This is a genomic window from Streptomyces sp. NPDC033966 (genome assembly GCF_055575955.1).
The window spans coordinates 1-12,048 of sequence record NZ_JBVIRQ010000008.1 but is presented as its reverse complement, the minus strand read 5'-3'; the positions used below and the strand labels follow the sequence as shown (position 1 = coordinate 12,048).

Here is a 12,048-nt window from a genome sequence, read left to right as displayed (position 1 = left end):
GCCGACCGAGAGCGCCCTGCCGGGCGCGCCCCGCGCGTCGAGGCGGCCCGTACCCCCGCCGACTGGGGTACGGGCCGCAGCTCTCATGGGGGGTCGCCGGGTCCCCGTCGCCGCGGGACCGTGGAGCGAGTGTGAACCCGCCGCCCGGGGCCGTCAAGCACCCTGACGGCAGCACTTGTTCGCGGCACTCACCGCACCACGACCACCGCCGACCCGTGCCCGAAGAGCCCCTGGTTGGCGGTGATCCCGGCCCGCGCCCCCGCGACCTGGCGCGCCCCGGCCGTACCCCGCAGCTGCCAGGTCAGCTCGCACACCTGGGCGATGGCCTGCGCCGGGACCGCCTCCCCGAAGGAGGCCAGCCCGCCGCTCGCGTTGACCGGCACCCGCCCGCCGAGCGCCGTCGCGCCCTCCCGCAGGAGCTTGGCGCCCTCGCCCTCACCGCACAGCCCGATGTCCTCGTACCACTCCAGCTCCAGCGCGGTGGACAGGTCGTACACCTCGGCCAGCGACAGGTCCTCCGGCCCCAGCCCCGCCTCCTCGTACGCGGCCCGGGCGATCGAGGCCCGGAAGGAGCCGGCCGCGGGCTCCACGGCGGCCGCCGAGTCGGTCGCGATGTCCGGCAGGTCCAGCACCGTACGCGGATACGTGGGCGTCACCGTAGACACCGCCCGGATCCGCACCGGGTCGGCCACCCCGCGCGCCCGCGCGAAGTCCATGCTGCTCAGCACCAGCGCCGCGCCCCCGTCGGAGGTCGCGCAGATGTCCAGCAGCCGCAGCGGGTCGGCCACCACCGCCGAGGCCGCCACCTCCCCGGCGGAGACCGCCTTGCGGTAGCGGGCGTACGGGTTGTGCGCCCCGGCCGCCGAGTTCTTCACCTTGACCAGCGCGAAGTCCTCGGCGGTGTCCCCGTGCAGGGCCATCCGGCGCCGGGCGTACAGCGCGAAGTAGGCGGGGTTCGTGGCGCCCAGGATGCGGAACCGCAGCCAGTCGGGATCGTCGGGCCGGTCGCCCCCCGCCGGGGCGAAGAACCCCTTCGGCGCGGCGTCGGCGCCCACCACCAGCACCACGTCCGCCAGCCCGGCGAGGATCTGCGCCCGGGCCGCACCGATGGCCTGGGCCCCCGAGGCGCAGGCCGCGTACACGCTGGTGACCCGGGCCCCCTGCCAGCCGAGCGCCCGCGCGAAGGTGGCCCCGGCGACGTACCCCGGGTAGCCGCCGCGCACGGTGTCGGCGCCGACCACGGACCGCACGTCCGCCCACTGCAGCCCGGCGTCGTCGAGCGCGGCCCGGGCGGCGGCCCGCCCGTACTCGACGAAGCTGCGGCCCCACTTGCCCCACGGGTGCATGCCGGCCCCCAGCACGGCCACGTCCCCGCTCACCGCGCCCCCTCCACCGGCCGGAACCGCCAGGTGGTCCACCCGGTCCCGGCGTCCCCGTCCAGCACCCCGCCGACCACCTCCACCTCCATGCCGACCGCCAGGTCCGCCACCGTCACCCCGGGCGCGGCCTGCCCGAGCACGACCATCCGCTCGGCCTCCAGCTCCACCGCGACCAGGGTGTACGGCTCCCAGGGCGCGTCCGGATCGGACACGTAGGGGGCGGGCGGCCGGTAGCGCCCGTCGGTGTAGGACCACACCCGGCCGCGCGGGGACAGCGGCACCTCGGCGAGCTCGCCGCCGCCGGGGCAGTGCGGATTGCGGCAGTACGCGTCCTCGCGCGGGAAGAACACCGAGGTGCAGGCGGAGCACCGGGTGCCGAGCAGGCGGAAGCCGCCCCCGGCACCCGCGTCGGTGAACCACCCGCTCAGCACGGGCGTGCGTGTGCGTTCCAAGTCCCCTCCCGGACAGCGTGATCTGACGAAGCGTCAGAAGTCTGCCACGGGCCGCCCCGCCGCGACAGGGGCCGGTACCATCGCCGCATGCCGGCACAGCTGAGGGACTCGCACTGCTCCACCTGCGGAGCTCCGTTCGACACGGCCGGATGGCCCCGCAAGTGCGCCGCGTGCGACGCGGTCACCTACCGCAACCCGCTCCCGGTGGCCGTCGCCCTCCTCCCGGTGGAGGACGCGGCCGGCACCGGACTGGTGGTCATCACCCGCACCATCGAACCGGCCCTGGGGGGCATCGCGCTCCCCGGCGGGTTCATGGACTTCGGTGAGGACTGGCGCACGGCCGTGGTCCGCGAACTCCGCGAGGAGACGGGCATCGAAGCCCCCGCCTCCGAAGTGGCCCTCGCCGACGTCCTCAGCTCCCCGGGAGGCCACCTCCTCGTCTTCGGCCTCCTCCCGCCCCGCCCGGCCTCCGCCCTCCCGCCCTCGGCCGCCACGGACGAGACGACGGGCTGGCACCTCCTCCACGCCCCGGCGGAACTGGCCTTCCCCCTCCACACCCGGGCGGCGGCCTCCTGGTTCGCGGGCCACTACGCGCGGGCGGGGGAGTGACGGTGGCGACGCTCGCGCAGATCACGGCCCTCCTGGGAGAACCCCGCTTCAACTGGTCGGACCCGGCGCCGTGGACCGCACTGGAGGCCGAACTCGGCGTCGGATTCCCCGCCGACTTCCGCGAGTTCACCGATGCCTACGGCTCGATCGAGGTCAACTCCCAGCTGTACCTGCACCACCCCGCGCCCCATCTCCTGCACGACCTCGGGACCTTCATCAGGAAGGACCTCGAACTCTGGCGCGAGGAGGACATGGCCGAGTTCCTGCCGGGGCCGGCCGGGACGAACCCCGGCGAGCTGCTGCCGGTGGCGACGGCCACCACGGGCGAAGCGGTCTTCCTCCAGGTCCCCGACGCCCCCTCGTCACCCTGGCGGGTCGTGGTCCAGGAGTTCGACAGCCCGGCCTGGACCCGCTACGAGATGACCTTCGGCGAGTGGCTGCTGGCCTACCTCAAGGGCAGGGACGTGACGCTGTGCTCCCGCGACCGCGCGCCCGACGGCCCGACCTACGCGTTCCTCCCCTGACGGCACCCGCCCCCCGCACCACCCCGGACACCCACCCCCTAGACCGGAAGCGCCATCACCAGCGAAGCCAGCCCGACCACCCCCACCGCCGTCCCGGCGACCACCGCACCCCGCGCCCACAGCGCCCCCGCAGGCACCGGCCGGGCCCGCCCCCGCAGCAACGCCCCGACCGCCAACGGCAGCACCGCGCCCGCCACGCACCCGGCCCACACCACGCCGAAGCCCGGCACGGGAGCGCCCTGCGTCCCCAGCCACCACCGCACCACCACGGCCACCGGCGCCGACACCGGGGCGGCCAGCACCGCCACCGCGACCGGCCGCGGCCACGCGCTCACCCGGGCGGTCCAGCGGCCCAGCGCCGCGAGCGGCTTGACCAGCAGCAGCCCGTGCAGGAAACCCGCCGCGGCCAGCGAAACCGCGGCCACCCCCAACTCCCGGGGGCTCCCGGCCGGAACCACCCCGGTCACCAGCAGCAGGGCCCACACCGTGACCGGCTGCCACGCCCCCACCACCTCGGAACCCGGCACCCGGTCCCACCGCCGCGCGGTGGCCAGCACCCGCCGGCCCAGCGCCGACCGGTCCGGCGCGTACGCCCGCGCCGGGCTCGTTAAGACCATCACAAACTCCCTGCTCCGACCGACCGCCGACGGCACACCCGCCGCCGCCCGCAGCATCCTCCTCCTCCCTACACCGGACCTACACCCCTAGTCCCCGCACCTCCACCCCGCTCACCACACCCCCCGCCTCGTCCTCGACCACCACCTCCTCCCCGGCCCACCGCACCGTGTACCGCTCCACCTCGCCCGCCTCGAACCCCGGCCCCGGATCCCGGATCACCACCCCGCCGCCGGTCCGCCCCCGCGCGGGGGCCCACGCCTCCAGACCCACCGCCCCGTCCCCCCGCCGCACCGGCAGCACCGCCCCCGCCCGCGCCAGCACCGGCATCCGCCCCGGCGGGGCCTCCAACAGCACCTGCCCGGGCCCCTCGTACGCCGCCCCCGTGGCCGTGTCGTACCAGCGCCCCCGCGGCAGCCGCACCGCACGCCGGTCCGCCCCGCACTCCAGCACCGGGGCCACCAGCAGCGCGTCCCCCAGCAGGAACGCGTCCTCGCAGTCCCGCAGCCGCCGGTCCTCCGGCGCCCCCCACCACACCGGCCGCACGTACGGAGCCCCCGTCCGCCGCGCCAGGTGCGCCAGCGTCACGAAGTACGGCCGCAGCCGCTCCCGCTCCGCCAGCACCGCCGCGGCCGGCTCCGCCACCTCCGGCCCGAACTCCCACGGCTCCCGCCGCCCCGCCCAGATCGCCGAATGCGTCCGGAACAACGGCAGGTACGCCCCCAGCTGGAACCACCGCAGGTACAGCTCCGGCGACGGCGACCCCCCGAAACCCCCCACGTCCGGACCCGAGTACGGCACCCCGCACAGCCCGAGCCCCAGCACCAGCGCCAGCGACGCCCGCAGCCCCTCCCAGCTGCTCTCCACGTCACCGGACCACGTGCCCCCGTACCGCTGCATCCCCGCCCACCCCGACCGGGAGAACAGGAACGGCCGCTCGGCCGGCCGCAGCCGCACCAGGCCCTCCCAGCCGGCCCGCGCCATCAACAGGCCGTACACGTTGTGCCCGGCCCGGTGGTCCCCGCCCGCCCCCTCCAGGACGTGCCGCGCCGACCGGGGGAGCGTCGCGTCACCCCACGGCGCGAAGGACACCGGCTCGTTCATGTCGTGCCAGAACCCCGCGAAGCCCTGCGCCAGCCGCTCCTCGTACAGCCCGCCCCACCACTCCCGCGCCGCCGGATCCGTGAAGTCCGGGTACGCGCACTCGCCCGGCCAGACCTCCCCGCGCACCTCACGGCCCCGCGCGTCCCGTACGAACGCCCCCCGCGCCCCCACCGCCCGGCCCGAGGCGTGCACCGCGTCCCCCGCCTTCACCGCCGGGTCGACGATCGACACCAGCCGCACCCCGCGCGCCCCCACCTCCCGGGCCAGCCCCGGCAGATCGGGGAACGCCTCCCGGTCCACGGTGAACACCCGGTGCCCGTCGTAGTGGTCGATGTCCAGGTGCACGGCCGACAGCGCCAGCCCCCGCTCCTCGTACCCGGCCACCACCCGCCGCACCTCGGCCTCGCTCCCGAAACCCCACCGCGCGTGCTGGTACCCCAGCGCCCACTCCGGCGGCACCGCCGCCGCCCCCGTCAGCCCCGACCACCCCTGCATCACCCGCGCCGGCGTCCCCGGCAGCACCCAGCACCTCGGCGGCCCGCCCTCCATCCGCAGCTCGCTCGTCCCCGGCCGGTCCGCCCCCGAACCGGCCCCCTCCTCGCCCTCGCGCAGCACGACCCGCCCCTCCCAGGGGTTGTCGTAGAAGGCCAGGTGCGTCCCCGCGTCCGCCGCCACCACCTGCACCGGCATGGTGATGTACAGCGGGTCCGTGTCCGGCCCGAAACCGCCCTTGGGATCGGTGTTCCACAGCCGGTACTCCCCGTCCCGCAGCCGCGGCCCCCGCGCCCGCCCGCCCAGCCCGAAGAACCGCGCGTCCGCCGGCACCTCCGACCGCTGGAGCCACCGCGAACCGTCCCCGGCCGGCACGGGGTCCGCGCCGTCGCCGTCCGCGCCCCCCACCGGATCCCACCAGCGCGGCGGCAGCTCCCTCCGCAGCACCGCCCCGCCCGGCGTCCGCACCTCCACCGCGCCGTGCCGGGACACCGCCACCGTCACCCGCTCCGACACCACCCGCCAGCCACCCCCGGTGTCCGGCTCCAGCACCGCCCGCGGATCCGGCGCCGGGCCACCGCCCACCACCGCGTACGAGGGTCCCGGCTCCGCCCCGTCCCACCCCCAGAACACCGCACCGCCCACGGCCACCCGTACCAGCAGCTCACTGCGCGCGAACCGCAGCACGCCACCGCCCGGCCGGGCCTCCGTACCCGCCAGCAGCCCCGGCACCCGCGCCCGCTCCGCGCCCCGGCGCGGCAGCCCCTCGGCGTCCGCACGCCGGTGGCGCCACGCCGAGCGCCAGGCCCGCCGCCCGCGCGCCGTACCGATCTCCCTCACCGCACGCACCAGATCACGACCGTCCATGCCGGCCACCCTGCCACCGGCCCCCCGCCGCGCGGGCGGCGTTCAGCTGCCGTTCACCCGGAAAACGATCAAACCGACCGGACCAGGACAGCTCTGGTGCGGATGTCGATCACATGGCATGGTCCCTGTGAGCCGCCGCGCACACCGACGCCGCGACGGCGCCGTACGCACACGAAGCGCGAGAGCCAGACTTGACCGGGAGCCGACCCATGACCTCTGCCACCCAGCCGGAACCCCTCTGGTCCCCGAGCCCCGACAGGATCGCCGGGGCCCAGGTCACCCGCTTCCAGGCCTGGGCGGCCGAACGCTTCGGCGCCCCCGCCGACGGCGGCTACCCGGCCCTCCAGCGCTGGTCCGTCGACGAACTCGACACCTTCTGGCAGGCGGTCGCCGAGTGGTTCGAGGTCCGCTTCACCACCCCCTACCAGGAGGTCCTCGCCGACCGCTCCATGCCGGGCGCCCGCTGGTTCGCCGGCTCCACCCTCAACTACGCGGAGCACGCCCTGCGCGCCGCCGAGGACCCCGCCCGCGCCGGGGACCCCGCCCTGCTCCACGTCGACGAGACCCACGAACCCGCCCCCCTCACCTGGGCCGGGCTCCGCCGCCAGGTCGGCTCTCTCGCCGCCGAGCTGCGCGCCCTCGGCGTGCGCCCCGGCGACCGGGTCAGCGGCTACCTCCCCAACATCCCCGAAGCGGTCGTGGCCTTCCTCGCCACCGCCAGCGTCGGCGGGGTCTGGACCTCCTGCGCCCCCGACTTCGGCGCCCGCAGCGTCCTCGACCGCTTCGAACAGGTCGAACCGGTCGTCCTGTTCACCATCGACGGCTACCGCTACGGCGGCAAGGAACACGACCGCCGCGAGACCGTCGCCGAGCTGCGCGAAGGCCTCCCCTCCCTGCGGGCCGTCGTCCACATCCCCCTCCTGGGCACCGAGGCCCCCGAGGGCACCCGAGCCTGGGCCGACCTGACCTCCGGCACGCAGGAGCCGGTCTTCGAGCCGGTCCCCTTCGACCAACCGCTGTGGATCCTCTACTCCTCCGGCACCACCGGCGCGCCCAAGGCCATCGTGCAGTCCCAGGGCGGCATCCTCCTCGAACACCTCAAGCAGCTCGGCCTGCACTGCGACCTCGGCCCCGAGGACCGGTTCTTCTGGTACACCTCCACCGGCTGGATGATGTGGAACTTCCTCGTCTCCGGCCTGCTCACCGGCACCACCGTCGTCCTCTACGACGGCAGCCCCGGCTACCCCGACACCGGCGCCCAGTGGCGGATCGCCGAGCGTACGGGCGCCACCCTCTACGGCACCTCCGCCGCCTACGTGATGGCCTGCAAGAAGGCCGAGGTCCACCCGTCCCGCGACTTCGACCTCTCCGCCGTCAAGTGCGTCGCCACCACCGGCTCCCCGCTGCCGCCCGACGGCTTCCGCTGGCTCCACGAGGAGGTCGCCGAAGACCTGTGGATCGCCTCCGTCAGCGGCGGCACCGACGTGTGCAGCTGCTTCGCCGGAGCCGTCCCCACCCTCCCCGTCCACATCGGCGAACTCCAGGCCGCGTGCCTCGGTACGGACCTCCAGGCCTGGGACCCGGCCGGCAAGCCCCTCACCGGTGAGGTCGGCGAACTGGTCGTCACGGCCCCCATGCCCTCCATGCCGATCCACTTCTGGAACGACGCCGACGGCAGCCGCTACCGCGACAGCTACTTCGAGATGTTCCCCGGCGTCTGGCGCCACGGGGACTGGATCACGATCACCGACCACGGCTCCGTCGTCATCCACGGCCGCTCCGACTCCACCCTCAACCGGCAGGGCGTCCGGATGGGCTCCGCGGACATCTACGAGGTCGTCGAACGCCTCCCCGAGATCAAGGAATCCCTGGTCATCGGCCTGGAGGAGCCCAACGGCGGCTACTGGATGCCACTCTTCGTCCACCTCGCCCCCGGCGCCGTCCTCGACGAGGCCCTGCGCAAGAAGATCGCCTCGACCATCCGCGAGCAGCTCTCCCCGCGCCACGTACCCGACGAGGTCATCGAGATCCCGGCCGTCCCGCACACCCTCACCGGCAAGCGCATCGAGGTCCCGGTCAAGCGCCTCCTCCAGGGCACCCCGATGGCCAAGGCGGTCAACCCCGGCTCGGTCGACAACCCGGAGCTGCTCGCCTTCTACGAGGAGATCGGCCGCACCCGGGGGTGACTGTCAGTGGTGGTGGTTACCGTGAGTGAGCAAGTGATCGCACGCTCAGGGGGAACCATGAACGCCACGCCCGACACACCACGCACCACCGCGACCGCACCCGCATCGGCCACCGCGTCACTGCGCCGCGAGGTCCCCAGCACCGTCGGCCTCATCACCGACCCCGGGGACTTCGCGGCCATGCGGGACTACCGCACCTTCTGCTTCGACCACCACGACGAGTACCCCGACTACCTCCGCCGGATCGACGCCCTGCTGCGCTCCCTCGCCGCCCAGGGCATCCACACCACCGTCGCCCTCTTCGACCCGGAGGAGTACGCCGGCTACTGCGCGGAACACGGCCTCGACCCGGACAGCGCCCACACCCGCACCCGCTTCACCGCCGAACTCGCCGGCGGCCCGACACTGCCCTACGCCGGCCAGCCCGTCGAGGAACTCGTACCGCTCCTCGTCGACGAAGCCGTCCGGCAGTCCACCTGGGAGTACTCCACCGAGCTCCTCGCAGGCGTCGGCGCCTGCGCGGACTGCGGCGAGGACATCGGCAAGGCCTCCTTCGAGCGCGCCGCCGACATGCTCGACCGCCTCGTCGCGGGTGCCGGACCCGGCCACCACCACCTGGTGTGCAGCGTCCCCGCCGAGGAGGAACAGCTCATCGCCGTCCTGCACGCCGAAGCGGCCGCCGAGCCCGGCGCCCGGCCCCGCGTCCAGGGCCGCGAGGGCCTCGACTTCGTGACCGTCCTGGCCGCCGGCCTCGCCCTCGGCGGCTCCGGGGGACTGGTACTGCGGAGCACCACCGAAGGCTTCCGCGACCGGGTCCACGGCTGGCGCCTGGACCGGGGCCGCCTCGTCGCCCTCACCGCCGCGGCCGTCTTCGACGCCTACTGCACGGACGCCGACACCGGCGACCCCGTGGCCCCGGAGCCCGGCGTCGAATACTGCCCCGGCTACGAGGTGGACGTCCCCGGCCCGCACCACGAGTAGCCTGCCGGGCCCGGCCCGCACCGAAACGCCCGAGGGGCCCCCGCCACCGGCGAAGGCCCCTCGGACCGGAGAAACGCGTACCGCCCGCTACTCGCCGGACAGCACCGCCTGCGCGGCCACCCGCGCCTCCTCGGCGCTGTCCGAGGCCCGCGCGGCGGCGGCCGCACGCTCGCACTGCGCGAGGGTGTACTTGGCGAGCGTCGCCCGCACGTACGGGATCGAAGCGGCACCCATCGACAGGGAGGTGACACCCAGACCCGTCAGCACACAGGCCAGCAGCGGATCCGAAGCGGCCTCACCACAGACACCGCAGCTCTTGCCCTCCGCCTTGGCGGCCTCGGCCGACATCGCGATCAGGTCGAGCAGCGCGGGCTGCCACGGGTCCTGGAGCCGCGACACCGCGCCCACCTGCCGGTCGGCGGCGAAGGCGTACTGCGCGAGGTCGTTCGTCCCCAGCGACAGGAACTCCACCTCCTGCAGGATCGAGCGCGCCCGCAGCGCGGCGGAGGGGATCTCCACCATCGCCCCGAACTTCGCCACCAGACCGGCCTCGCGGCACGCGTCCGCGAACGCCTTCGCGTCCTGGCGGTCGGCCACCATCGGGGCCATGACCTCCAGGTAGACCGGCAGCCCCTCGGCCGCCTTGGCCAGCGCGGTCAGCTGCGTACGCAGCACCTCCGGGTGGTCCAGCAGCGTGCGCAGGCCGCGCACGCCCAGCGCCGGGTTCGGCTCGTCCGCCGGGGTCAGGAAGTCGAGCGGCTTGTCCGCGCCGGCGTCCAGCACCCGCACGACGACACGCCCCTCGGGGAACGCCTCCAGAACCTTGCGGTACGACTCGATCTGCTTCTCCTCGGACGGCGCCTTCCTGCTGTCGTCCAGGAACAGGAACTCCGTGCGGAACAGACCCACGCCCTCGGCCCCGGCCTCCACCGCGGCCGGCACGTCCGCCGGCCCGCCGATGTTGGCCAGCAGCGGCACCTTGTGACCGTCGGACGTCGCACCGGGACCGGAGGAAGCGGCCAGCGCCGCCTTCCGCTCGGCGGCCGCTGCCTCCAGCTCGGCCCGCTTCTCCGCCGTAGGCTCCACGAACAGGTCACCGGTGCTGCCGTCGACGGCGATGACCGTGCCCTCGGCGATCTCACCCGCACCGGGCAGCGCCACGATCGCCGGCACGCCCAGGGCCCGCGCGAGGATCGCGCTGTGGCTGGTCGGCCCGCCCTCCTCGGTCACGAAACCGAGCACCAGCGCCGGGTCCAGCAGCGCGGTGTCGGCGGGAGCCAGGTCCCGCGCGATCAGCACGTACGGCTCGTCACTGTCCGGCACGCCGGGCATCGGCACGCCCAGCAGCCGCGCCACGATCCGGTTCCGTACGTCGTCCAGGTCGGCCACCCGCCCGGCCATGTACTCGCCGGCGCCCGCGAGCAGGTCGCGGTAGGAGGCGAACGCGTCGTAGACGGCGCGCTCGGCGGTGCTGCCGACGACGATCCGCCGGTCGACGTCCGACATCAGCTCGGGGTCCGTGGCGATCATCGCCTGGGCCTCGAGCACGTGCTGGGCCTCGCCGCCGGCCAGCTGACCGCGTGCGATCAGGTCGGCCGACACAGCCTCCACGGCCTGACGGGCGCGCCCCTGCTCGCGCTCCGCCTCGTCCGCGGCGATCTGCTTCGCGGGCGGTTCGAGTACGGCCGTACCCATGTGCCGAACCTCGCCGATCGCCACACCGTGGCTCACGCCTACGCCTCGCAGCGTTGTCTCCATCAGTTCAGTCTTCCCTGGCCTGTAGTGGTCTGGTCACGCCCCGCAAGGGGCGGTTCGGGCTGGACCGCAACCCTCGGTGCGGATGAGGTCAGGACCAGCTGAAGAGCTGGTCCCCGGCCTTGACGTCGCCGTCCTCACGGACCTCGCCGAGCGAGTCGGCCGTCGCCTCGAGCGCCACTACGGGGCAGATCGGCGACTTGCCGGCCTCTTCCACTGCCTGCGGGTTCCAGCGGATGACGGCCTGGCCGCGGGTCACGGTGTCGCCCTTGTTGACGAGCAGCTCGAAGCCCTCGCCGTTGAGCTGGACCGTGTCGATACCGAGGTGGGTCAGAACGCCGTGGCCTTCGCCGTCGACGACCACGTACGCGTGCGGGTGCAGGGAGACGACCACACCGTCGACCGGGGACACCGCCTCCGAGGGCTCGCGCACGGGATCGATGGCGGTGCCCGGTCCCACCATCGCGCCGGAGAACACCGGGTCGGGCACTGCCGCGAGCCCGATGGCGCGTCCGGCGAGAGGGGACGTCACGTTGGTCATGGGGGCCTCCCAGGGGTGGGGCTTCGTCGTGCCGCCGTCACTGCCTGTCGCGAACGGCGTACTCGTCTGAAGGATATTGCACAGGTTGTACGGGTTCGCCCGATAATGGTCCCGATCCGGGCTGGCCCTTGGACACGGAGACTAGTGGACTAGACCGGTGGACTAGACCATACGCGTGAATCGATTTGCCTGTCTCCTACGGGAGCTGTACTGTCGTGACTCCCGCCAGGACGTGCCGCGTGAACATCTCGCGAACAGTCGATGGCCGGGACTCCTCCTCAATCAGTGATCATCTCGATCTCCGTTTGATCCTTTCCGTGTGCCGTCATGGCAAAACGGAGAGTGGTCGGAGAGACAGAAAACCACTGATAGAGTCGGAATCGCCGGAATGGGAAAGCGCGAAAGCGCAGGACCTGGAAAGCGAGCGAGAAAGACTCTGATAGAGTCGGAAACGCAAGAACGAAGAACGAAAGCCCGGAGGAAAGCCCGAGAGGGTGAGTACAAAGGAAGCGTCCGTTCCTTGAGAACTCAACAGCGTGCCAA

Annotated in this window: 11 protein-coding genes; 4 read left to right on the top strand and 7 right to left on the bottom strand. The window is 74.0% G+C overall.

What is annotated here, in order from left to right; all coding sequences use genetic code 11:
- Window positions 1-188: 188 nt before the first annotated feature.
- Together ACZ518_RS22635 and ACZ518_RS22630 are read right to left on the bottom strand one after the other, a co-directional pair.
- Window positions 189-1,379, bottom strand: a complete 1,191-nt coding sequence (locus ACZ518_RS22635) for a lipid-transfer protein (RefSeq protein WP_469114808.1) — start codon at window positions 1,377-1,379, stop codon at window positions 189-191.
- Complete coding sequence (locus ACZ518_RS22630) at window positions 1,376-1,831, bottom strand: Zn-ribbon domain-containing OB-fold protein (RefSeq protein WP_469114807.1); 456 nt, start codon at window positions 1,829-1,831, stop codon at window positions 1,376-1,378. The genes ACZ518_RS22635 and ACZ518_RS22630 overlap by 4 nt, the downstream gene beginning before the upstream one ends.
- An 87-nt stretch (window positions 1,832-1,918) precedes the next feature.
- On the opposite strand from ACZ518_RS22630, the gene ACZ518_RS22625 reads away from it, so the two are divergent.
- Both ACZ518_RS22625 and ACZ518_RS22620 read left to right on the top strand, forming a co-directional pair.
- Window positions 1,919-2,440, top strand: coding sequence for an NUDIX domain-containing protein (locus tag ACZ518_RS22625; RefSeq protein WP_469114806.1), 522 nt, complete (start codon window positions 1,919-1,921; stop codon window positions 2,438-2,440).
- Between the two features lie 2 nt (window positions 2,441-2,442).
- Window positions 2,443-2,964: an SMI1/KNR4 family protein gene (locus ACZ518_RS22620; RefSeq protein WP_469114805.1), complete on the top strand. Its 522-nt coding sequence runs from the start codon at window positions 2,443-2,445 to the stop codon at window positions 2,962-2,964.
- A 38-nt stretch (window positions 2,965-3,002) separates the two neighbouring features.
- Here ACZ518_RS22620 and ACZ518_RS22615 read toward each other — a convergent pair whose 3' ends face one another.
- Window positions 3,003-3,581, bottom strand: coding sequence for a hypothetical protein (locus tag ACZ518_RS22615; protein WP_469114804.1), 579 nt, complete (start codon window positions 3,579-3,581; stop codon window positions 3,003-3,005).
- A 79-nt stretch (window positions 3,582-3,660) separates the two neighbouring features.
- Complete coding sequence (locus ACZ518_RS22610; RefSeq protein WP_469114803.1) at window positions 3,661-6,042, bottom strand: glycoside hydrolase family 31 protein; 2,382 nt, start codon at window positions 6,040-6,042, stop codon at window positions 3,661-3,663.
- A 209-nt stretch (window positions 6,043-6,251) separates the two neighbouring features.
- Between ACZ518_RS22610 and ACZ518_RS22605 the strand changes: the two genes are divergently transcribed.
- Together ACZ518_RS22605 and ACZ518_RS22600 are read left to right on the top strand one after the other, a co-directional pair.
- A complete protein-coding gene (locus ACZ518_RS22605; protein WP_469114802.1) occupies window positions 6,252-8,228 on the top strand; it encodes an acetoacetate--CoA ligase in 1,977 nt (658 codons plus the stop codon).
- Between the two features lie 57 nt (window positions 8,229-8,285).
- Complete coding sequence (locus ACZ518_RS22600; protein ID WP_469114801.1) at window positions 8,286-9,209, top strand: hypothetical protein; 924 nt, start codon at window positions 8,286-8,288, stop codon at window positions 9,207-9,209.
- 87 nt (window positions 9,210-9,296) lie between these two features.
- On the opposite strand, the gene ptsP is transcribed toward ACZ518_RS22600, so the two are convergent.
- The 3 genes from ptsP to ACZ518_RS22585 all read right to left on the bottom strand — a co-directional run.
- Entirely contained in the window at window positions 9,297-10,967 is a 1,671-nt protein-coding gene (gene ptsP / locus ACZ518_RS22595; protein ID WP_469114800.1) for a phosphoenolpyruvate--protein phosphotransferase, read from the bottom strand.
- 88 nt (window positions 10,968-11,055) lie between these two features.
- On the bottom strand, window positions 11,056-11,505 hold the full coding sequence (locus ACZ518_RS22590; protein ID WP_469114799.1) for a PTS sugar transporter subunit IIA: 450 nt from the start codon (window positions 11,503-11,505) through the stop codon (window positions 11,056-11,058).
- A gap of 278 nt (window positions 11,506-11,783) precedes the next feature.
- A partial coding sequence (locus tag ACZ518_RS22585) for a hypothetical protein (protein ID WP_469114798.1) occupies window positions 11,784-12,048 on the bottom strand: 265 nt, incomplete at its 5' end.

Excerpts from the sequence above, each read along its gene's own strand:
- ACZ518_RS22625 (WP_469114806.1), top strand. The coding sequence starts at position 1,919 with ATGCCGGCACAGCTGAGGGACTCGCACTGCTCCACCTGCGGAGCTCCG.
- ACZ518_RS22615 (WP_469114804.1), bottom strand. The coding sequence starts at position 3,581 with ATGGTCTTAACGAGCCCGGCGCGGGCGTACGCGCCGGACCGGTCGGCG.
- ACZ518_RS22610 (WP_469114803.1), bottom strand. The coding sequence starts at position 6,042 with ATGGACGGTCGTGATCTGGTGCGTGCGGTGAGGGAGATCGGTACGGCG.
- ACZ518_RS22605 (WP_469114802.1), top strand. The coding sequence starts at position 6,252 with ATGACCTCTGCCACCCAGCCGGAACCCCTCTGGTCCCCGAGCCCCGAC.
- ACZ518_RS22600 (WP_469114801.1), top strand. The coding sequence starts at position 8,286 with ATGAACGCCACGCCCGACACACCACGCACCACCGCGACCGCACCCGCA.
- ptsP (WP_469114800.1), bottom strand. The coding sequence starts at position 10,967 with ATGGAGACAACGCTGCGAGGCGTAGGCGTGAGCCACGGTGTGGCGATC.
- ACZ518_RS22590 (WP_469114799.1), bottom strand. The coding sequence starts at position 11,505 with ATGACCAACGTGACGTCCCCTCTCGCCGGACGCGCCATCGGGCTCGCG.